Source organism: Nocardiopsis sp. NRRL B-16309, from assembly GCF_001279585.1.
GTDB lineage: Bacteria > Actinomycetota > Actinomycetes > Streptosporangiales > Streptosporangiaceae > Nocardiopsis.
Genome location: NZ_LGEC01000080.1, coordinates 88133 through 109373, shown reverse-complemented (window position 1 = coordinate 109373; position 21241 = coordinate 88133). Strand labels below are relative to the sequence as shown.

Below are 21241 nucleotides of genomic sequence, written 5' to 3'. Positions count from 1 at the left end.
CCTCAGGCCGGGATCGCCGACGTCGGACGTGCCCAGAACCGGTGCGCGCCGATGAGCCGCGCGAACTCGGTGATGAGGTCGTCGCCGGCCCGCCCCGACCTGACCACGCCCATGGTGCTGCGGGTCTCGTCCGTCACCGGGCCCGCGACGCCCTCCGGGAGCGGCGGCGCGGTGAGCAGCGAGCCCCCGGCCCCGATCGCGGCCAGCGGCTTGTGGTGCTTGTAGGCCTCCAGCAGGAAGTGCCGGGCCGTGCCGTCGCCGGCCAGCGTGACGGCGCACTCGGTCCCGCCGACGACGGCGACCGCGTCGTAGAGCACCGACGAGACGGTCGTGTAGGCGCGGTCGACGGTGACGGCGTCGCCGTCCTCGGTGCGGACCGCGCCGTCCCGGGCCGCCAGCAGCTCCACCACCGCGCCCTCTGCGACCAGCGAGTCCCGCAGGGCGGAGGCGGCCGTGCCGTCCACGCCGTCGGCGACCAGGACGGCCACCTGCCGTCCCACGAGGGAGCCGAAGGTGGTGTTGGCCTGGCTCAGCGCGGGTGAGGAGCGCCCGTGGTTGGGCGTGCCGTCCTCCGCCGAGGGCGGCACCACGCCGATCCCCTCGGCGACGCTCACGGCCAGTTGGTGGTCCACGTGGTTGAGGTTGGCCACGACCCGCTGCCGCACCTCCAGCTCCTCGCACTTGCCCAGCTCGAACCGGAACGCGGCGTGCAGGTGCTCCCTCTCCCAGTCCGCGAGGCTGTTGTAGAAGAGCGTGGCCTGCGAGTAGTGGTCGGCGAAGCTCTCACTGCGCACGCGGATCTTCTGGCCCTCCACCTTCTCGGTGTAGTGGTGGTAGGCGCCCTCCCCGGCCAGGGCGGGGCAGCCGCCGCCGACCCGGTTGGGGAAGTACGAGGTCTTCCCGCGGTGCACGCGGTGCTGGGCGAACCCGTCCCGCTGGTTGTCGCTCACCGGCGCCACCGGGCGGTTCACCGGGATCTGCTGGAAGTTCGAGCCGCCCAGGCGCAGCAGCTGGGTGTCCAGGTAGGAGAAGTTGCGCGCCTGCAGGAGCGGGTCGTTGGTGAAGTCGATGCCCGGCACGACGTTGGCCGTGTGGAAGGCCACCTGCTCGGTCTCGGCGAAGAAGTTGTCCGGGTTGCGGTCCAGGACCAGCTTGCCGACCGGCTGCACCGGCACCTGCTCCTCCGGAATGATCTTCGTGGCGTCCAGGAGGTCGAAGTCGAAGGCGTGCTCGTCCTCCTCCTCGACCAGCTGCACACCCAGCTCCCACTCGGGGTACTGGCCGCGCTCGATGGCCTCCCACAGGTCGCGCCGGTTGTAGTCCGGATCCTTGCCCTGGACGCGCTGCGTCTCGTCCCAGACCAGGGAGTGCGTGCCGAGCATGGGGCGCCAGTGGAACTTCACGAACGTGCCCCGGCCCTCGGCGTTCACGAAGTGGAAGGTGTGCACGCCGAAGCCCTGCATCATCCGGTAGCTGCGGGGCAGCGCCCGGTCCGACATCAGCCACATCATCATGTGCATCGTCTCGGGCTGCAGTCCCACGAAGTCCCACAGGGTGTCGTGGGCGGACTGCGCCTGGGGGATCTCGTTGTGGGGCTCGGGCTTGACGGCGTGCACGAAGTCCGGGAACTTCACGCCGTCCTGGATGAAGAAGACCGGCATGTTGTTGCCGACGAGGTCGTAGTTGCCCTCCTCGGTGTAGAACTTCACCGCGAACCCGCGCACGTCCCGCACCGTGTCGGCCGATCCGCGCGACCCGGCCACGGTCGAGAAGCGCACGAACACCGGGGTGGTGACGCCCGGCCCGCGCAGGAAGTGCGCGGTGGTCCGGTCCGCCAGACCGCGGTACGTGGTGAAGTGCCCGTAGGCGCCGGCGCCCCGTGCGTGCACGACCCGTTCGGGAATGCGCTCGTGGTCGAAGTGGGTGATCTTCTCCCGAGCGTGGAAGTCCTCCAGCAGCGTGGGGCCGCGCGCCCCCGCCCGCAGCGAGTTGTCGGTGCTCCCCACCCGGACACCGGTCTCGGTCGTCAGGGGTTCGGTGGAGTCGGTCCTGTGCTGGTCGAGCTGGCGGTCCTTCGCGTCCCGTCCGTCCGTGCTCATCACTACCTCCGCGGCGGTTCTCGTTCGATCCCTCCCACCCCACTGACCAACCGCCGCCGCGGACAAACGCGCCTTGCCCCCGAATTGACCTTCCTCACGCCCGCGCCAAGTCGGGCACACGATCGGGCAAGGCCCGGGGTGGCGGTCGGCGCCGCCGGGTAGGGGCGAGCACCAGGAACGCGGAGAGGGAAGGAGTGAGGCGACATGCCCGAGACACCGCCACCGGCGCAGAGCCAGCCGCACCCGGGCCGGACCGAGCCGATGCGCCCCCACCCCCGGGACGAGATGCGCGACTACGAGGGCCGCGGCCTGCTGGAGGGCCGGCGCGCGCTCATCACGGGCGGCGACTCCGGGATCGGCCGCGCGGTCGCCGTGGCCTTCGCCAAGGAGGGCGCCGACGTCGTCTTCGGCTACCTGAGCGAGGACGACGACGCCCGGCACACGGTCGACCTGGTCCGCGAGCAGGGGCGCACGGCGGTCGCCGTCCGGGGCGACCTGGCCGACGAGGCGTTCTGCGCCGAACTGGTCCGGCGCGCGGTCGACGAACTCGGCGGCATCGACGTCCTGGTCGAGCACGCCGCCACCCAGCGGCCGGTGGAGAAGTTCACCGACCTGACCACGGAACAGCTGCGGCGGACCTTCGACGTGAACGTCATGGGCGTGTTCTGGACGGTCCGGGAGGCTCTGCCGCACATGCCCGAGGGCAGCGCGATCATCATCACCGGATCGGTCAACGGCCTGCGCGGCAACGCGAAGCTCATCGACTACGCGTCGAGCAAGGCCGCCGTGATGAACCTGTCCGCGTCCCTGTCGCAGACGCTCCGGGACCAGGGCATCCGGGTGAACTGCGTGGCGCCGGGCCCGGTGTGGACACCGCTCATCCCGTCCACGCTCGGGGAGGAGGGCGCCGAGGGGTTCGGGCAGCAGGCGCCGGTGGGCCGGGCGGCGGACCCCGACGAGATCGCGCCGTCCTTCGTGTTCTTCGCCAGCGACCGGCTGTCGTCGTACTACACGGGCGAGACCCTGGCGCCGACGGGCGGCGAGATCCAGGGCAGCTGACGGCCCGGAAGCGGGGCGGCCGATCGGGGCCGACGCTTCCGGTCCGTCCGGCGGCCCCGGAAGCGGCCGCCCCCGGGGCCGCCCACAGGCGCCACGGACGCGGCCGTCCCGGACGAGGCCGTCACACACAGGCGTCACGAGGGGCGGGGGCCGAGGCCCCCGCCCCTCTCCCCCTGTCCCGCGCGCGGTGTCCCCCGTCGTGTCGACCACCGCGCGGCGGGAGCCGCTACGACCCGCGTGCCCGCGCCGTACGCCGGTCGTTCTCCTTGCGCAGCGCGTCCACGAGTTCGTCCTTGTCCATCTTCGAGCGGCCGGAGATGTCGAGGTCGCGTGCCTGCTCGTAGAGTTCCTTCTTGCTGGCGTTGGCGTCCACCCCGCCGGCGGTGGGCTTGTCCTTGCCCCGACCGCGCGCCGCGTCGGGATTCTCCGCCTGTGCGTCCGACGGCCCCGACCTCTGCTTGGGGACCCACCGGTCGCCCTTCTTCTGGAACGAGTGCTTGAGCGCGGAGAACGCCACTCGGTGCGCGCGCTCGCCCTCGCCGTACTCGTCGACCGCCGAGTCGTGCGCCTTGATCCAGGTGCGCTGGGCCTTCTCGGGCGACCGCTTCAACGTGTCCGGCAGTTCGCTGGCTCCGGGCATGGTCGTCACCCCCTTACGGACGGCACTGCCCGAGCACCCTCGGAGCCAAACCCTACCGGCGAGTTAACGACTGGTGATCTGACGGATGCGAATTCACACATTCGTCACCATAGTTGAGGCGTCCAACGAAAAGAGAAGCATTCGCGTCATCGGGAAGCCCCTAGCCCGATACGTGCTCTCTTTCCCCCCAGGGACACCCGCGTTCGACGCGGATTCCCGCTGCACGAGATAAGGACAACCCGTGCGAACACAGAATGCCCCCGAGAAAAGCACCCCCCGATCCTGGGCCGGCCGGCTCGCCGTCAAGACCGCCCTCGTCCTGGGCGTCGCCGTAGCGACCGCCGGAAGCCTGGTCGCACCCGCCCAGGCGTCCGACTACCAGCGCGGCCCGGACCCCACGGAGTCCAGCATCGAGGCGCTCCGCGGGTCCTTCGACACCGACACCGAGGACGTCTCGTCCTTCGTGTCCGGCTTCGGCGGCGGCACGATCTACTACCCGACCGACACCAGCCAGGGCACCTTCGGCGGCGTCGTCGTGGCTCCCGGCTACACCGCGAGCAGCTCGACGATGTCGTGGCTGGGTCACCGTCTGGCCTCGCAGGGCTTCGTGATCTTCACCATCGACACCAACACGCGCTACGACCAGCCCGACAGCCGCGGCCGCCAGATCGAGGCCGCGCTCGACTACCTGGTCGATGACAGCGACGTCAGGGACACCGTGGACCCGGACCGCCTCGCGGTGATGGGCCACTCGATGGGCGGCGGCGGAACGCTCGCGGCGGCCGACGACCGCCCGGAGCTCAAGGCGGCGATCCCGCTGACCCCGTGGCACCTCCAGAAGAACTGGTCGGACGTGGACGTGCCCACCATGATCATCGGCGCGGAGGACGACAGCATCGCCTCGACGCGCTCCCACTCCATCCCGTTCTACGAGAGCCTCAACGGCTCGGTGGACAAGGCGTACGTGGAGCTGTCCGGCGCGAGCCACTTCGCCCCGAACTACAACAACACGCCGATCGCCCGGAACAGCATCGCCTGGCTGAAGCTGTTCGTGGACGAGGACGAGCGGTACGAGCAGTTCCTCTGCCCGGCGCCCAGCACCGGCTGGTTCTCGGACTACTCGGACTACCGGGACACCTGCCCGTACGGTTCCTGATCCCCCACGATTGACCCGCGAACGGCGGGCCGCGTCCAGCGGCCCGCCGTTTCGGCGTGTGCGCACTCGATTTCCGGTGCCAGCGCCGCGCCTTTCGACCGTTCGTGTCAAGCCCTTGACCAACCGCCGGTGGAAGAGGACCGAACGGAAACGGGCGGAGCCATTTCCCGCGCCGGTGGCCCGGGAACGGAGTTCCGTCGGCGGACAGGGCCGCGGACGCGCCGCCCCTCCGGGACACGGCGGCCGTGGGGAGGAGTCCCCTCGGGCCGGGAGCGGACACCAGCGGGAGCGGGGCACGGCGGCGATCCGGCTGGAGCGGGCCCCCACGGGAGCGGCCCCGTCCGCAGCGGGCCCCAGCGGGAGCGGCGACGCACCGGCCGGAACACCGAAGCGCCCCCGGACGGGCCCCATCAGCCCCGCCCACGACCGCCCCCGGCGGCCCGGAGACCCCAGGGCCGGGCACGACGGCGCCCCCAGGGAGGGGGTACCCGGGGCCGCGCACGACCGCGGCCCGCGGGGAGATCCCCACGGGCCGCGGTCCGACGTCTCGGGCCCCGGTCGGCCGACGGACGGCGCGACCGGGACGACCGGTCAGTCGTGGAAGTCCATCTCCTCGGGCAGCACGCGCTCGAAGTCGGTCTCCTCGATGGGACCGCCCTCGCGGTCGGTCACCCGGGCCTCCTGGACCATCTCGATCTCGTCGCCGGCGCCGTACTGGACGACGTACACGCCCTGGTGGCCGCCGTGGTCACCGTCGGACGAGGAGAACGGCACCAGACCCGGGCCCTGCCACTCCTGTGTCTCCAGCGCGTCGATCAGCGACTGGCGGGTGAGGTCCTCCCCCGCGGCCTTCAGGGCCTGCGAGAACATCACGGCCTGCGTCATGCCGAACAGGTGGGTGTTGGTCAGCGGCGCGTCCTCGCCGTACTCCTCCCACACGGCGGAGAAGAACTGGGACCACTCGTCCTCGGTGTCCTCCACCCGCGGGAGGTAGCTCGTGATGATCATCCCGTCCAGGAAGGCGTCGGCGGGCACGTCCTCCGCGTCCGACCCCTCGGTGAAGCTCGCCAGCAGGCCCTGGAGCGTGGCGGTGTCGCCGCCGATGCTGGAGACCACCCACTGCGGCTCGTAGCCGATGCTCGCCGCCTCCAGCAGCGCGAGGGCGACGAACGCCGGGATGCAGGAGCACACGACGACCTCGGCGCCCGAGCGCTCCAGTTCGGCGACCTGCGAGCTGACGTCGGTGTTGTCGGACTCGTAGTGCTCACGGGCCACGACGTCGTTGTTGAGGTACTGGTCGAGGCCGGCCTGCGCGTCCTCGCCGACGTCGTCGTTCTGGAACAGGTAGCCGACGGGCTGCTCGGGGAAGTTCTCCGCGACGTACTCGCCCTGGATCTTCGCTTCCTTGGTGTAGTCCGTCTGCCACCCGTAGGTCAGCGGGTACTCTTCCGGGTTGTTCCACGCCAGGGCCCCCGACGACGGGAACACGTCCGGGACGCCCTCGTCGTTGAGGTAGTCCAGGACACCGCTGTGCGTGGGCGTGCCCAGGCCGCCCACCATCGCGAAGATCTCCTGCTCGATGACGAGCTCGCGCGTGACGTCGATCGTCTGCGACGGGTCGTAGACGTCGTCCTCGACCCGGTAGTCGATCTCGCGTCCGTTCACGCCCCCCTGCGCGTTGACGTACTCGAACACGGCCGCCGCCGCCTGCGAGATCGACTGGTAGCCGGGCGCCGCGGGCCCGGTCAGGGGCTGGTGCGTGCCGATGATCACGGAGTCGTCGGTCACGCCCGGGGACACGTTCAGGTCGACGTCCCCGGTCTCGGCGACCTCACCGGCGCCCGAGCAGGCCGACGCCATCATCGCCAGTGCGAGGGCCGCCGCGGTGGCGGCCAGTGTTCCTCTGCGGTTTCGCATGGTGTTCTCCTTCGTCAGGGGGTGGAGATGACGTCTCACGGGCCCCGAGGCGGGACCCGCCGCGGGATTCAAGGGGCACCCCTGGAGCCGTCGGCGCCCGGTTCGGCACCGTTCGTCGGGGTACTGGTCGGAGCGGCGCCGTCGGAAGTGGCGCCGTTCGGTGTGGCGGGAGCGGCGGCGATCCTGCGCTTGTAGGCCATCCGCTGGAACACGCCCTGGATCCCGTAGGGCCAGAAGCGCAGGACCAGGATGAGGATGACGCCGAACACGACCACCGGGAGGTTGTTCTCCACGTCCGGGCTGAAGTCCATGGTCCCGGCGAGGTCGGAGACCCAGACCTCCAGGTAGACCAGCGCCAGGGCGGCCCAGAAGGCGCCCCACATGCTGCCGATGCCGCCCAGGACGAGCACCGCGAGCAGGCTCAGCGACAGCGCCAGCGTGAACGTGCTGGGTGTGACCGTGCCGAGTACGTAGGCCTGTAGTCCCCCGGCCAGCCCGCCGGCGGCCGAGGCGATGACGAACGCGACCACCTTGGTGCTGCCCACGGGAACGCCGGACATGGCCGCCGCGGTCTCGTCGTCGCGCACCGCGCGCATCCGGCGTCCGAGGCGTCCGGTGTTCACCGTCGCCAGGACCGCGAGTCCGATGACGACCGTGGTCCACACCACGATCGACTTCCACTCGCTGCCGGAGAAGATCCCCTGGAGGGCGGGCGGGGCGCCTGCGGTGCGGATGTTGAGTCCGTTGCTGCCGCCGAGGAACTCGTGGTAGCGGTGCGTGAGCCCGGGCAGGCCCACGGCCAGGATGAGCGTGGCACCGGCCAGGTAGGGGCCGTGCAGCCGCGCGGTCGCGGCGCCGACGGCGATCCCGGCCACGACGGAGACCACGACGATGATCAGCAGGTTGGCCGCCAGCGGCAGCATCGGCTGGTGCAGGACCATCAGCGCCATGGTGTAGGCGCCGATCATCATGAACGCGCCGTGGCCCAGCGACACCTGGCCGCTGCCGCCGACCAGCAGCTGCAGGCCGGCCAGGGCCAGCATCGTGTAGCCGACGGCGGCCATCCGCAGGGCGGTCAGGTCGCCCGTCACGAACTGCAGGGCCGTGACGGCTGCCAGGCCGAGCCCGGCGAGCAGCAGGTGGCGCAGCGGTGCGGGCAGGGCCCGCCAGCGGTCGGACGCCCGTCGGGGCGCGGCCGGTGCGGTCCGGTCGGGGGTGGCGGCGCGCTCCGCGCGCTGTCTGGTGGGCGAGGACATGGCTACACCTTTCGCGCGGTCGGGCGGGACAGGATGCCGTCGGGCCGCACGCTCAGCACGAGGACCACGATGGCGAGGGCGGCGAGGGTCGCCAGTTCGGGCCCCGCGTAGCCGGACACGTAGGTCAGGCCCAGGCCGATGAGCATGCCGCCGATGACGGCGCCGAACGGGTTGTCCAGACCGCCCACCACGGCCGCGGTGATGCCGAAGACGAAGACGACGTCGAACACGTTCGGGGAGAGGAACGGAGGACCGGCGAGCATGCCCGCCAGCGCGCCGATGGCCGAGGCGATCCCCCAGCCGGCGGTGAGCATCAGGCCCACCTTGACCCCGCTCAGCCGTGCCGCCTCCGGTCGGAAGGCGGCGGCGCGCATGCGCAGCCCGAGCGGCGTGTACCGGTACAGGACGAACAGCAGCAGGGCGACCGCGGCGACGGAGCCCAGCGCGAAGGCGTCGGCGGGCGAGAAGCGCCCGACGTAGCTGAACGCGTACTGGAGTCCGTGCTGCTGGTTGCCCCAGATCATCCCGACGCCGCCCTGGATGATGAGCAGGAGTCCGAGGGTGACGATGATGCCGTTGAGCTCGGAGACGCGGGCGATCGGTCGGATGACGACCCGTTCGACCACGGCTCCGGCGACCAGGCCGACCGTCAGGGCGCTGGCGAAGCCGATCCAGTAGGAGCCGGTGATCTGGACCACGGTATAGGCGGTGTACACCGCCAGCAGGGCGAGCGCGGGCTGGGCGAAGTTCACCAGCCGGGTGGCCTGGTAGATGATGACCAGGGACAGCGCCAGCGCCGCGTACGTGGCCCCGGACGCCAACCCGCTCAGGGTCAGGTTGATGAAGTGTTCCATGGGGGTCTCCTCAGAAGCCGAGGTAGGCGTGGCGCATGCGGTCGTCGGAGAGCAGGTCCGCCGAGGAGCCCTCGGCGGCCACGCGTCCCTGGTTCAGGACGAACCCGTGGTCGGTGACCGACAGGGCGCCGGCCGCGTTCTGCTCCACGAGGACGACCGTCAGGCCGGTGCGGGCCCGCAGGTCGCGCAGCAGGGTGAAGATCTGCTGCGTGATGAGGGGGGCCAGGCCCAGCGAGGGCTCGTCCAGGAGCAGGACCTTGGGGCGGGCCATCAGCGCGCGTCCGATGGCCAGCATCTGGCGCTCGCCGCCGGACAGCGTGCTCGCGGACTTGCTCCGCCGCTCGGCCAGCGGCGGGAACAGTTCCATGACCTCGTTCAGCGTGGAGCGGTCGCGCCGGTCCCTGCGCCACAGGCCGCCCAGGCGCAGGTTCTCCTCGACGGTGAGTTCGACGATCACCCCGCCGCCCTCGGGAACGTGCGCGAGTCCGCGGGTGATGACCTTCTCCGCGGGGAGCCGGGTGATGTCCTCGCCCTCCAGCACGACCCGCCCGGAGGAGGCCCGGTGCAGCCCGGTGAGGCAGCGCAGGAGGGTGGTCTTGCCCGCGCCGTTGGCGCCGAGGACTCCGCACATGCCCTGCTGCGGTACGGCGAGGGACACGTCGGCCAGGGCGCGTACCGCGCCGAAGTGGGCGCTCAGGCCCTCCACCCGCAGGATCGGCTCGGCGTTCCGGTTCCCGGCGGCGGACGCCGGTGCGGTGCCGGTGGACGCGCCCGGGGCGGCGCCGTTGGCGTACTGCGCGCTCATCGTGTGCCTCCGTCGGAGTGCGAGGGGTCGGCCGCGGCGGTGTCGTCCGCGGGGGTGCCGAGGTAGGCCTCGGTGACGGCGGGGTCGGCCTGGACCTCCTCCGGGGTACCGGTGGAGATGACCTTGCCGAAGTTGAGGACCACGATGTGGTCGCACACCCGCATGACCAGGTCCATGTGGTGCTCGACCAGGACCACGGCCATGTGCTCGCTGAACCCGCGGATCTGCGCGGCGAGGTCGTCGATCTGCTGGCCGGACAGTCCGCTGGCGGGTTCGTCCAGGAGCAGCAGCTCGGGGTCGGCCACGCAGGCGCGGGCCAGCGCCACCTGCTTCTGGATGCCGTAGGGCAGGGTGCCGGGCAGCCGTGCGGCGTAATCGGCGATCCCGAAGCGCGCCAGGGTCGCCTCGGCGCGGGCGCGCAGCTCGCGCTCGTCGCGGTGGTGCCGGCCCAGGCCGGTGAGCAGGGACAGGGGGCCGCCCCGCGCGGTCCGGTCGGCGCCGGCCACCACGTTCTCCAGGACCGACATCATCGGGAAGAGGTTCAGGCCCTGGAACGTGCGCGCGATCCCGGCCTGGGCGAGGTGGTGCGGGCGGCGGCCGGGGGGCGGCGCGCCCTTCCACGAGATGGTGCCGGAGGTGGGCCGCAGGACCCCGGAGAGCACGTTGAACAACGTGGTCTTGCCCGCTCCGTTGGGGCCGATGAGACCGACGACGCTTCCGGGTGCGACCCGCAGCCCGACGTCGTCGAGGGCGGTCAGGCCCCCGAAGCGCACGGTCACCCCGTCCGCGCTCAGTAGTTGGTCACGTGCGGTCGTTGTCATGGAGTCCTCTCTCCCGGTTGACCTGCGATTCCGTACCGACCGGTTGGTACGGGATCGTGATCGAGCCGCACCGCCCCGCCGTCCACCGGACCGACCGTCACCCACCCGGTCGGCGCCGGTCCGACGCGGTCAGTTGAACAGGCGTGCCAGGTCCACCCGGGACCTGATGTTGAGCTTTCGGAAGATGCCGCGCAGGTGGTGTTCGACCGTGCGCGGGCTGATGAACATGTGCGCGGCCACCTCGCGGTTGGTGGCCCCCTCCGCCACGAGCCGCGCGATCTGCTGTTGCTGAGCGGTCAGCTCGCTGGTGGCGGAGGGATCGGGCCCCCTCTCGGAGGTCCCGATGGCTCGCAGCTCGGCGCGGGTCTGTCGCACCCACAGCCGGGCCCCGAAGCGTTCGAACGACTCCAGCGCGTTGTACAGGTGTTCACGGGCCCGGCCGGGAAGGCGGGCCCTCCGAAGGAACGCGCCGAAGAGCAGCTGGGTGCGCGCGTGTTCGACGTCGTCGTCACCGCAGGCCCGGTGCAGGGCCAGAGCGTTCTCGAAGTGGTCCGCGGCCTCGTCGCCGCAGGCCAGCAGTCCGGAGCAGCGGGCGGCCAGGGCAAGTACGCCCGGGCTGTCCACCGCCTCCGCCCAGCGGCGGTAGCCCGCCAGGGAGGTGTGTGCCCAGTCGGTCTCCCCCATGCGGGTCGCGGCCTCCACGAAGTGGGGCGCGGTCAGCAGCCGCATGGTCGGGTGGCCGTGGCCGGGCCCGGCGTGCGCGAGCGCGCGCAGCCGGAAGAACGCGTCGGCGGCGTTGCCGCGGGACAGCTCCAGGACGGCCTGGGCCCAGGCGGCCATCGCCGAGGCCAGGCCGAGACTGTTCTCGCCCGCCTGCGCGGCCACGGCCTTGGCCCGGATCCGGCAGGTCTCCACGTCGCCCTGGATGGCGGCGATCATGGCCAGGGACGCCAGGTGCTGTGTGGCCCAGACCGACTGGCCGCACTCGCGGGCGACCCGCAGACCCGTCAGGGCGGTGCCCGCCGCCGACGGGAAGCGTCCGCTCCAGAACTCCGAGAAGACGAGGAAGCCCAGGGCGGCCGGGACGTTGGCGGTCTCGACCCGCACACGCGCGGCCTCCACCGCGCGCGAGGTGACCGACCGCACGTAGGGCGCGTCGCCCAGGCGGAGCCCGGTCACGGCGGCCCAGATCAGCTCCGAGGGCTTGTCGATCTCCGCGGCCAGTGCGTTGACGCTGCGCAGCAGGGGGGTGGAGCGGACGTAGTCGCCGCGGAAGGAGACCGCGCATCCCTCCAGGTAGGCGCCGATGAGCCGGGTGGACGGCGAGCTGTCCGGCCGCACCAGCGGCAGGGCCAGGTCGGTGATCCGGCCGAAGCGCACCGGGTCGCCCGCCAGGGACGCGGAGTCGGCGGCGCGGACGAAGGCGCGCAGGGCCAGCGTGTGGTCGTGCGGGACGAGGTCGCGCCCGGCGGCCAGCAGCCGGTCGGCGGCGTCGATGGCGTTGCCGCCGCGCATGTACAGCTGGGCGTCGATGAGGTCGACGGTGGCGCGGCGGCGGTCGGAGACCGCCAGGGGGCGCGCGCGGCCGAGCAGTCGGGCGGCGCGGTCGGAGCGGCCGGCCACGTAGGACTCGTAGGCCGCCGAGGTGAGCCGGCAGGCGCGCTCGTCGGACTCGGGGGTCAGGCTCGCGGCGCGCTCGTAGGTGAGCGAGGCGGCCAGGGAGCCCTCCAGCCGCTTGGCGTGCAGCGCAGCGTCCGCGACGGCGGTGGCCAGGCCGGCGTCCGGGCTCCCCGTGCCGGAGGAGGTGTGCAGCGCGAAGTCGACCGGCGCGTGTTCGGCGTCCACGACCGCGGCCAGCTCCCGGTGGGCGGCGCGGAGCCTGCCGGCGGGACTGCCCTGCGCGATCGCCTCGCGCAGGAGGGGATCGGTGAAGACGATGGCGTCGCCGTCAACGCGCACGAGGCCGCGCTCCTCGGCGGGCTCCAGGTCGGCGATGGTCGCGGCGGGGCCCTCGGCCGCCTTCGCGGCGGACCCGGCGGGCGGGCCGGACGCGTCGGCGCCCTCGCCGGTCCGGCCGTCCGCGCTCTCCTGGCCGCCCGCGCGGGCGGCCAGGATCACGTGGGCACGCGGCTCCCGGGAGAGCGCGGCGAGGAGGAGCAGATGCCGTGTGGGCTCGGCCAGCTCCAGGTAGGGGGTGAGGAGGTCGGCGCGCAGGCGGCCGTCGAGCCGCAGGGTCTCGGGAAGGGGGTCGTTCCCGAGCAGCTGGGCGTCGGTGAGGCAGCGCAGGAAGCCGAGGACGGCGGCGGGGTTGCCGTGCGCGGCGGCCACGAGCGCGGTGCGCACGGCCGACCCGACCGTGACCGGGGCGTGGTCGGTGATGACGTCGTGGACCGCGCGCTCGGGCAGCGGTTCGACGAGGTGCTCGGTGACGCCGGGGATGAGGGCGTCGGGCGTGGGCTCGCCGACGGAGGAGGGCAGCCGCGCGCCGGTGGGCTTGTCGTGGCCGCCGTGGGCGGCGAAGACCGCGGCCACGGGGGTACCGGTCAGCCGCCGGGCGACGAAGGCGAGCGAGTCCAGCGACGGGCCGTCCAGCCGGTCGGTGTCGTCGACGCAGAGCAGCAGCGGCCGTTCCTCGGCCGCGAGGGTCAGCAGCTCCAGGACTCCGGTGTAGAAGGCGAAGCGGTCCGCGTCGGCGACCGTGCCGCCGCCCAGTGTGCGGCGCAGCAGGTCCCGCCGGTCCTTCGCCATGCGGTCGGTGACCGACTCGACCGGGCGCAGCAGGCGCTGGAGTCCGGCGAAGGGCAGGTCGGACTCGTCGGGGATACCACCGGCGTACAGGACGGTGAAATCACCGGCCACGGCGCGGGTGTGCTCCAGCAGGGAGGTCTTTCCGCGGCCGGGACCGCCGGAGAGCAGCAGGCACGCCCCGCGCCGGGCCCTCGCTTCGCCGAGTGCGTCGGCGAGGAGCCTCAGTTCGTTTTCGCGGCCCCGGAGTCGAAGACTCGGGAGACCCGTGTCACTGCCAGCCACGTGCTCACAGTTTCACAGGAAGACCCCATCGCGGCAGGTGCGGGCGGGCACACTGGTCGTTTCACCGATACCCGCACGGAGTCGCACGGGGCGGTCGGGGGAGGCGCGGAAGGGGGCGGAGCGGGGGTGCGCCCGGCGCGGGAACCAGTGTGACAGACGCGAGCCCACCTGCGGTTCCGTTCCGGGGTGAGCGTGACACGACTCACGTGGACGGGCGCCTCGGGGCGTCGGCAGGTGCCGTCGGCCGCCACACCGTGGTTACCAAGCCGTAATGCGCGAACGACGCTCCCCCGCGATACCGACACAGAGGACAAAAGCCTCAAAGTGTCACATTCGACCTGATTCCCCCACAGTGGCCTCCTCGCTCCCTCCCGACACCGCACCCCCCGTGGGATCCCCGGCCCCGTGCCCCGTCCGTCCACGCGTTCCGCAGGACCCCCGGCCCCGCGTCCCGGCCGGATCCGTCCCCGCGTTCCGCAGGACCCCCGGCCCCGTGTCCCGGCCGTCCGTACCCGGGACGCGCCCTCGGCGGGCCGGCCTCAGACCCCGCCGAGCCGGCGCGCCTCCACCTGCGCGAGGGTCGGCGGGTCCGCGCCCTCCCGGGTCACGGTGTAGGCGGCGGCCCGCGCGGCGAAGCGGAGCAGGTCCTCCACACCGTCCCCGGTCAGGGTGGCGAGCCGGGCCCGGGGCCCGTCGCCCAGCAGGTCGGCGCGGTCCAGCCAGTACAGCAGGGCACCCATGAAGGAGTCCCCCGCGCCGACGGTGTCCACCACCTCGACCTCGGGCGCGGGGACCGCGACCTCCTCCCCGTGGCAGACCGCGAACGCCCCCTTCCCGCCGAGCGTGGCCACGACCAGGGCCGGTCCCAGCGCCGCCAGCGAGCGGACCGCCTCACGCGGTGCCAGGTCCGGGTACAGGAAGGCGAGGTCCTCGTCACTGGCCTTGACCACGTGCGCCTGCGCGGCGTGCCGCAGGGCCAGGGCCCGCGCGGAGGCCGGGTCGCCGATCACCTCGTGGCGGATGTTGGGGTCGAGGCTGATCGTGACGCCGCCGCGCCCGTGCTCGCGGCGCAGCACCGACTCGATGAGCGTGGCCCCCGGGTCCCGGAACAGGGCGATGGAGGCGGCGTGCAGGGCGCGCACGCCGGGCTCCAGCTCCTCGGGCAGCTCCCCGGCGCGCCACCGCCAGTCGGCCGCGTCGTCCATCCGGAAGTCGTAGCGGGCCGAGCCGTCCGGACCGAGCGAGGCGAGCGCGAGCGCGGAGGGCTCCCGCGCGGCGAGCAGGCCGGCCGGGTCCAGCCCCTCGGCCAGGAGCCGCGCGCGGATGCGGTCGCCGAACCCGTCGGAGCCGATCCGCGCCAGCAGGCGGGTGGGCAGGCCCAGACGGGACGCCGCGACCGCCGTGTTGGCGGGCCCGCCTCCGGGCGCGGCGCGCAGGAGGCCGCCGTCCTCCCCCGCCGGCAGCAGGTCCATGACGTTCTCGCCGATGACGAGGAGACGGGGGTGTCCGTGGCTCACGTGCTCACCTCGGGGTGGTCGGAGGGTGTGGAGGAGTCGGGGCCGGAACCGGCCGGGAGCCCGGCCGCGATCGAGGCCGCCAGCTCCCCCTGGGGCAGGAGGGTCGCCTGGTAGGCGTGGTAGACGTCGGGCTTGCCCGGCCACACGGTGGCCGCGGGGGCGTTGGCGGCGTCGAGCTCGTGCCGCCAGCTGCCGAGTTCGCGGTCGACGTGGAAGCGGTCGGCGTAGGCCCACCAGCGCTCGTAGTCGCGGGCGTAGTGCTCTTCGCCGGTGCGCCTGGCCAGGGCCCAGGCGGCCATCGTGGCCTCGGCGACCACCCAGTGCATGCGCTCGCGGACGACCGGGCGGTCCTGCCAGTCCAGCGTGTAGACGAAGCCGTCGGCGCCGTCCACCGCCCAGCCGCGCCGGACGGAGTGCACGTACAGGGCCTCGGCGTCGGAGAGCAGCCAGTCGGGGACGGGGTCGCCCGCGCGGGTGAGGGCGGCCTCCAGGTGCAGCAGGAGCCGCGCCCATTCGAGCAGGTGTCCCGTGGTGCTGCCGAACGGCCGGAAGGGGTGGTCGGGCCGGTCCCGGTTGTAGTCGGGCAGGGGCGTCCAGTCCGCGGTGAAGTGCTCGGGCAGCCGCCAGTCGTGCTCGGCGGCCACACCGTGGACCAGGCGTTCGGCGATGGCGAGGGCGCGCCGGGTCCACCGGTGGTCGCCGGTGGCGTCGGCGGCGGCGAGGAAGGCCTCGACGCTGTGCATGTTGCTGTTCGCGCCGCGGTAGTCCTCCGTCTCCGTCCACGCCGCGTCCCAGCTCTCGCGGACCGCTCCGGCGGACTCCTCCCAGAACCGGGCGTCCACGACCTCCAGCGCCCGCGCCAGGAGCTCGGCGGCACCGGGGCGCCCGGCGGCCGTGCCGGTGGCGGCGGCCAGGACCACGAAGGCGTGCTCGTAGGCCGACTTGCGAGGCGGCGCGGGGGCGTCACCACCGGCCCCGGAGTTCTCGGAGCCAGTCGCGGAACCGTCCTGGGAGCGCTCCCAAGACGTGTTCGGCGCAGCGGCGGGCGCGTGGTCGAACCAGCCGCCGTGCTCGGCGTCGCGCAGCGGACCAGACAGCGCCGCCAGCCCGTGGTCGGCCAGCCGGCCCGCGTCCTCCCGACCCCGCAGGGACGCCAGGGAGAACACGTGCGTCATGCGGGCGGTGATCCACGTGGCGGTCGGCCGGTCCCGGCCCACCCCGCCCCGCGAGTCCAGCCATCCGAAGCCGTCGGGTACCGCGGCGCCCTCGGCGAAGGCGTACAGTCGGCGCTCCTCGTCGCGCAGCCACGCGGGGCCGCCCGGAGCGACATGTCGATGCTCGGTCAATCCACTGCCTCCTGTCGGTTCACCGGTCCACGCTATCCCCAGCGCTCGCGTTCGCGGAAGTCCGGCCCGCCCCCAGGCCAGGGGCACGAGCACCTCGCCCGCGGTCGGCGGCCTCCCGTGCGACGGGAGCGGCCACCACCCCGGATAAGGTCCATAGCGTCCCCTTTCGACCCACGGGTCACCGCGTCCGACTCGGGGCCGAGGGGCGACACGTGCCCGGACAACGGGTGCCCAGACCCCAACGGGAGGCGCACAGTGATGCTCGCGGCGGGCGAGACGCCCGAATTCCTCGGCCCGATCGTGGCACTGCTGGTGTCGGCGGGCCTGATCGGCGCCCTCTTCGTCCGGATCAGGGTCGTCCCGATCGTGGGCTTCCTCCTGGCGGGGGTCCTCCTCGGGCCCCACCAGCTCGGACTCATCGCCGACGAGGCGGCCGTGCACGACGCGGCCGACATCGGCGTGATGCTGCTCCTGTTCACCATCGGCGCGGAGTTCTCCGTCGAGCGGCTGTCCAGGATCAAGCGCTTCGTCCTGGGCGGCGGCACCGTCCAGGTGGTGCTGACCACCGCCGTCGTGACCGGGCTCTTCTCCCTCTTCGGCCAGGACTGGCGGATCGGCGTCTTCACCGGCTTCCTCGTCGCCCTGTCCTCCACCGCGATCGTGCTCAAGGTGATCGCGGCCAAGGGGGCCACCCAGGAACCGGTCGGCCAGGCCGCGGTGGGAACGCTCATCTTCCAGGACCTCGCCATCATCGTCATGGTCCTGCTGATCCCGGTCCTGGGCGGGGAGAGCGAGGGGGGCGCCCTGGGCATCGCGCGGGCGCTCGGCACCGCCGCCCTGGTCCTGACCGCCGTCCTGGTCGTGGCGCGCAAGGTCATGCCGCCGCTCCTGGAACGGGTCGCCCGGCTGTGCTCGCCCGAGGTCTTCCTGCTGACCATCGTCGCCATCGCGCTCGGCGTGGCCTACGTGACCTCGCTCGCCGGGATCAGCGAGGCCCTGGGCGCCTTCCTCGCGGGCATGGTGCTGAGCGAGTCCCGGCACAGCGCCCACGCGCTCAGCGAGATCATGCCCCTCCAGATGATCTTCAGCGCGGTGTTCTTCGTGTCGATCGGCATGCTGCTCGACGTCGGCGCCCTGGCCGACCTGTGGTGGCTGGTCCTCCTCGCGGCCGCCGCCGTCGTGGCGATCAAGGTGGTGACGGCCTACACCGCGGTCGCCGTCCTCAGGGTCGGGGCGCCCACCGCGATGGGCGCCGCCTTCCTCCTCGCGCAGATCGGCGAGTTCTCTTTCGTCCTGCAACAGGTCGGGTCGGACTACGGGCTGAGCCCCGCCGGGCTGGGAGCCGAGGGCGACCAGCTGCTGGTCGCGGTGACCGTGCTTCTCATGGCGGCGACGCCCGCCCTCGGCGCGCTCGGCGGCGCCCTCGCCCGGCGCCTGCCCGAACGGGCGGCGCCCGCGCCCGCCGGCGGCGACGGGAGCGAGCCCTCCGGCGACACGCGCGACCGCGTCCTGCTGTCGGGATGGGGGCCCGTGTCCAAGAACCTGGGCCACTACCTCAAGGTCAACGACATCCCGGTCACCGTGACCACGCTCAACCCCGACCTCGCAGCCGAGGCCGAGGCGTTCGGGCACACGGTCGTGCGGGGCGAGGCGAGCAAGGCCGGTGTGCTGCACGAGGTCGACATGGAGCGCGTGAAGCTCATCGTCATCGCGGAGAACTCCGCGGAGGAGGCGACCCACCTCGCGCACGTCCTGCACGGTGTCGCCCCCGGCGTGCCGATCGTGGTCCGCCCGACCGACGCGCCGGACGTCCCCGGCCTGTACGAGGCCGAGGTGGAACGGGTGGTGGACACCCACCGCGCCGTGACGGAGCCGCTGGGGCGGACCGTCCTGGACCTGCTCAAGATCGACCACGTGGACATGGGCCGCCCCAACCCGACCGCCGTCGACGCCTTCCGGCCCGACCCCGACACCGACTGCGCGCACACCGAGACGATCCGGCCGGTGCTCCCCAAGAGCGCCGGGTGCACGGAGTGCCTGCGCCAGGGCCGGCGGGACTGGATCCACCTGCGGCTGTGCACGAGCTGCGGATTCGTCGGCTGCTGCGACGACTCCCCGGGTCGGCACGCCGACCTGCACGCCGACCGGTTCGGCCACCCGATCGCCCGCTCGGTGGAACCGGGCGAGACGTGGGCGTGGTGCTACCTGGACGCGGTCGTGCTCGCCTCCGCCGACACCCCCGCCGAACGCCCCTGACCCCCGCCAGGACTACAGGCGGCGGGACGTGGCCGTTCGACCCGCCCCCGGGAACTCACCGTTCCGATCCGGTGAGGCCCTGCTCGGCCCGGTCGGCGGCACGGCAGGTCCAGCGGATCTGTTCGGCGACGGAGACCGGGTCGTCGACCATCGGGATGTGGCCGCAGCCGATCAGCGACACCATCCGCGCGTGCGGCACCCGCAGGTGCGCGACGATCGCGCTGGACGGCAACAGCGTACGGTCGCGGTCGCCCCAGGCGATCGTGACCGGGCACGCGATCGGCCGTGCCTCGAAGGAGTAGGCGGCCACCCTGGGCACCATCCGGATGAAGGGCGAGCCGGGTTCCAGGCCGCGCACGGCGAAGCGCGTCTCCCTGGCCTGGGGCGAGCCGGGGTTGCCGCGCAGCACCGCCCGCGCCAGGGCCCGGGCCGGTGCGCTGTCGGCCAGCCGCTCCTTGAACCGCAGGGGCACGTGCCCGACCAGGCGGGCGGCGCCGCCGGCGGCACGCATGCCCATGCGGGCGAACGTGTCGGAGAACCCGATCGGGGAGAACACCGTCACCGACCCGGCGACGCCGCGCACCCCGAGTTCGAGCGCGATCGCCCCGCCGAGGGAGTTGCCCGCCACGTGGGGCCGCTCGAACCCGTGCAGGGCGCAGAACTCCTCTACGGCGGTGGTCAGGGAGTGGACGTCGTAGGGCTCGTCCGGGCCGGGGGCCGGGGTGGACCCGAAACCCGGCAGGTCCACGCACACGACCTCGTACTCACGGAGGAGTCCGGCCGACACCGCACGCCAGCACTGACGGCGGTCGCCGAGGCCGTGCAGCATGACCAGGGGGCGTCCGACGCCCCGGCGCTCACATCTGATGAGTGTCGGATCCATGAACATCGGTCTACCTCCCGGCGACGTCCCGGGCCAAGCCGGGACACCCCCGGTTCGGCAAGGACTTCACCGGCACCGGCGTGACCTGCGACGAAGCGACGCGGCCAGGTTCGGCCGCACAACGTGCGCTAGCGCGGGGCGCGGGTGAGGAACAGACCGGCCACGACCGCGAGGAGGCCGAGCGGGGCCACCGGGCCCACGCCCAGGCCGGACACCGTCAGCACCAGCAGGCCGCCGCCCACCAGCGCCGCGGCGGTGAGCGCGCGGACGGTTCCGGGGGCTCCGGCCAGCACGGCCGGGGGCTCCTCCAGCCGTGCCGCGTAGCGGGCCAGCGGCACGGCGAGTGCCAGCAGGGCCACCGTCCCCAGCACGCCCCACAGCAGCCACGGCGCGGTCATCGGGGCCGGGGTGTCCATCCCCAGGCCGAACACCAGCACACCGGCGACCACGCTCAGCGGCACCATGTGCCAGAGGTAGACGGTCATCAGCTGCGGGCACACCCAGTCCAGCAGCCGGGCGGGACCGGGGCGGGCCGCCCAGGCGTTGATGCGGTCCCGCAGCAGGACCGCGGCGCCGACCTGCGCGGTGCCCACGGCGGCGAGCACCAGCGTCGGCGGGGAGACGTTGGAGGACTCCAGGGCGAACACCCCGGTCATGTTCGGCGAGTACGGGCCCACGGCCGCCAGGGCCAGCGCCGCGGCGGCGCCGCCGAGCATCATCAGCACGGCGTGGCGGCGGCCGATGGCTCCGCGGCCGTAGAGGAAGCCGAACTGGTGGACGCCCAGCCACACGAACGCGATGTTGGCGAAGCCGAACGCCTCCACCCCGGTGGAGAAGCGGAGCACGTCCACGACGGCCGCCCCCGCGAGGAGGGCCGCCGGGACGCGCCAGCCGAACCGCTCCTGCGCGGCGGACAGCACGGGCGTGCACACGACCACGAGCACGTACACCGCGAGGAACCACAGCACCATGCCGGCCGCGTCCGAGCCCGCCGCCACCGCCGTCTCCGGGACGCCCCCGAGCGCCAGAGCGTGGGCGGTGGTGATCCACAGGACCGCGAGGGGCACGACCGGCCAGGCCAGCCGCCGCAGGCGGCGGGCGATCCACGTGGAGGCCGCGGTCCCCCGCCCGGCGGCCGAGCGCCAGCTGATGAGGTTGGCGGCCCCGCCGACGAAGAAGATCAGCGGCATGACCTGGACCGCCCAGGTCAGCAGGAACCCGCCGTCGTGGGAGAGCACGCTGCCGACCGCGAGGCCGTCCGCGTCAGCGACCAGCGTCGGCAGCCACCAGTGCTGCGCCACCACGAGCCCCATGACCAGGAGTCGGATGACGTCCAGGAAACGGTCCCGCCCAGCCTGTGGGCGCCCCTGCGCGGGGATCCGGACGAGCTGGGCGGTGGGCGGTGGCTGCGGCACACCCTCGGGTGCCGACTCGACGGTCACGGTCATCGCTCGCTCCTTGTTCTTTCCCGGTCGCACGCGCCCACATGGGCACGGGCGACCCGCACGGGCCGTGTCGACCGGGATCAGGGGGTCGTGACGCGCGACGATCCGAGTAACGCGTCCTACTCCGACCCTAGGTGCGAGCGCGGGGCCCGCGCGA

15 protein-coding genes are annotated in these 21241 nt (G+C 73.1%); 3 read left to right on the top strand and 12 right to left on the bottom strand.

Annotated features, from left to right (window positions below):
- Positions 1-2: 2 nt before the first annotated feature.
- The gene (locus ADL05_RS17130) at positions 3-2099 is read right to left on the bottom strand and encodes a catalase (protein WP_053617975.1); all 2097 of its coding nucleotides are present in this window, start codon (positions 2097-2099) and stop codon (positions 3-5) included.
- A 204-nt stretch (positions 2100-2303) separates the two neighbouring features.
- On the opposite strand from ADL05_RS17130, the gene ADL05_RS17125 reads away from it, so the two are divergent.
- The gene (locus ADL05_RS17125; RefSeq protein WP_053617974.1) at positions 2304-3158 is read left to right on the top strand and encodes an SDR family oxidoreductase; all 855 of its coding nucleotides are present in this window, start codon (positions 2304-2306) and stop codon (positions 3156-3158) included.
- 226 nt (positions 3159-3384) lie between these two features.
- On the opposite strand, the gene ADL05_RS17120 is transcribed toward ADL05_RS17125, so the two are convergent.
- The gene (locus tag ADL05_RS17120; RefSeq protein WP_053617973.1) at positions 3385-3798 is read right to left on the bottom strand and encodes a ChaB family protein; all 414 of its coding nucleotides are present in this window, start codon (positions 3796-3798) and stop codon (positions 3385-3387) included.
- Between the two features lie 241 nt (positions 3799-4039).
- Here ADL05_RS17120 and ADL05_RS17115 point away from each other — a divergent pair, with 241 nt between their 5' ends.
- Entirely contained in the window at positions 4040-4954 is a 915-nt protein-coding gene (locus tag ADL05_RS17115; RefSeq protein ID WP_053617972.1) for a serine aminopeptidase domain-containing protein, read from the top strand.
- Positions 4955-5545: 591 nt separating this feature from the next.
- On the opposite strand, the gene ADL05_RS17110 is transcribed toward ADL05_RS17115, so the two are convergent.
- The 8 genes from ADL05_RS17110 to ADL05_RS17075 form a co-directional block, all read right to left on the bottom strand.
- Positions 5546-6871, bottom strand: a complete 1326-nt coding sequence (locus ADL05_RS17110) for an ABC transporter substrate-binding protein (protein ID WP_053617971.1) — start codon at positions 6869-6871, stop codon at positions 5546-5548.
- A gap of 68 nt (positions 6872-6939) precedes the next feature.
- Complete coding sequence (locus ADL05_RS17105) at positions 6940-8127, bottom strand: branched-chain amino acid ABC transporter permease (protein WP_082376485.1); 1188 nt, start codon at positions 8125-8127, stop codon at positions 6940-6942.
- A 2-nt stretch (positions 8128-8129) separates the two neighbouring features.
- Entirely contained in the window at positions 8130-8981 is an 852-nt protein-coding gene (locus tag ADL05_RS17100; RefSeq protein WP_053617970.1) for a branched-chain amino acid ABC transporter permease, read from the bottom strand.
- 10 nt (positions 8982-8991) lie between these two features.
- Positions 8992-9786, bottom strand: coding sequence for an ABC transporter ATP-binding protein (locus tag ADL05_RS17095; RefSeq protein ID WP_082376484.1), 795 nt, complete (start codon positions 9784-9786; stop codon positions 8992-8994).
- Positions 9783-10607, bottom strand: coding sequence for an ABC transporter ATP-binding protein (locus ADL05_RS17090; RefSeq protein WP_053617969.1), 825 nt, complete (start codon positions 10605-10607; stop codon positions 9783-9785). Before ADL05_RS17090 ends, ADL05_RS17095 begins: the two co-directional genes overlap by 4 nt.
- A gap of 129 nt (positions 10608-10736) precedes the next feature.
- Positions 10737-13637 carry a LuxR family transcriptional regulator gene (locus ADL05_RS17085; protein WP_053617968.1) on the bottom strand — a complete coding sequence of 967 codons (2901 nt, stop codon included), beginning with the start codon at positions 13635-13637 and terminating at the stop codon, positions 10737-10739.
- A 539-nt stretch (positions 13638-14176) separates the two neighbouring features.
- Positions 14177-15109 carry a carbohydrate kinase gene (locus ADL05_RS17080; protein WP_053618111.1) on the bottom strand — a complete coding sequence of 311 codons (933 nt, stop codon included), beginning with the start codon at positions 15107-15109 and terminating at the stop codon, positions 14177-14179.
- Between the two features lie 41 nt (positions 15110-15150).
- Positions 15151-16500 (bottom strand): AGE family epimerase/isomerase, encoded by a 1350-nt coding sequence (locus ADL05_RS17075; protein ID WP_053617967.1) that lies wholly within the window; start codon positions 16498-16500, stop codon positions 15151-15153.
- Positions 16501-16758: 258 nt separating this feature from the next.
- On the opposite strand from ADL05_RS17075, the gene ADL05_RS17070 reads away from it, so the two are divergent.
- The gene (locus tag ADL05_RS17070; RefSeq protein ID WP_053617966.1) at positions 16759-18756 is read left to right on the top strand and encodes a cation:proton antiporter; all 1998 of its coding nucleotides are present in this window, start codon (positions 16759-16761) and stop codon (positions 18754-18756) included.
- Between the two features lie 55 nt (positions 18757-18811).
- Here the strand turns inward: ADL05_RS17070 and ADL05_RS17065 are convergent, their stop codons facing one another.
- Positions 18812-19639: an alpha/beta fold hydrolase gene (locus ADL05_RS17065; RefSeq protein WP_053618110.1), complete on the bottom strand. Its 828-nt coding sequence runs from the start codon at positions 19637-19639 to the stop codon at positions 18812-18814.
- A 128-nt stretch (positions 19640-19767) separates the two neighbouring features.
- Positions 19768-21087, bottom strand: coding sequence for an acyltransferase (locus ADL05_RS17060; protein ID WP_053617965.1), 1320 nt, complete (start codon positions 21085-21087; stop codon positions 19768-19770).
- Positions 21088-21241 lie beyond the last annotated feature (154 nt).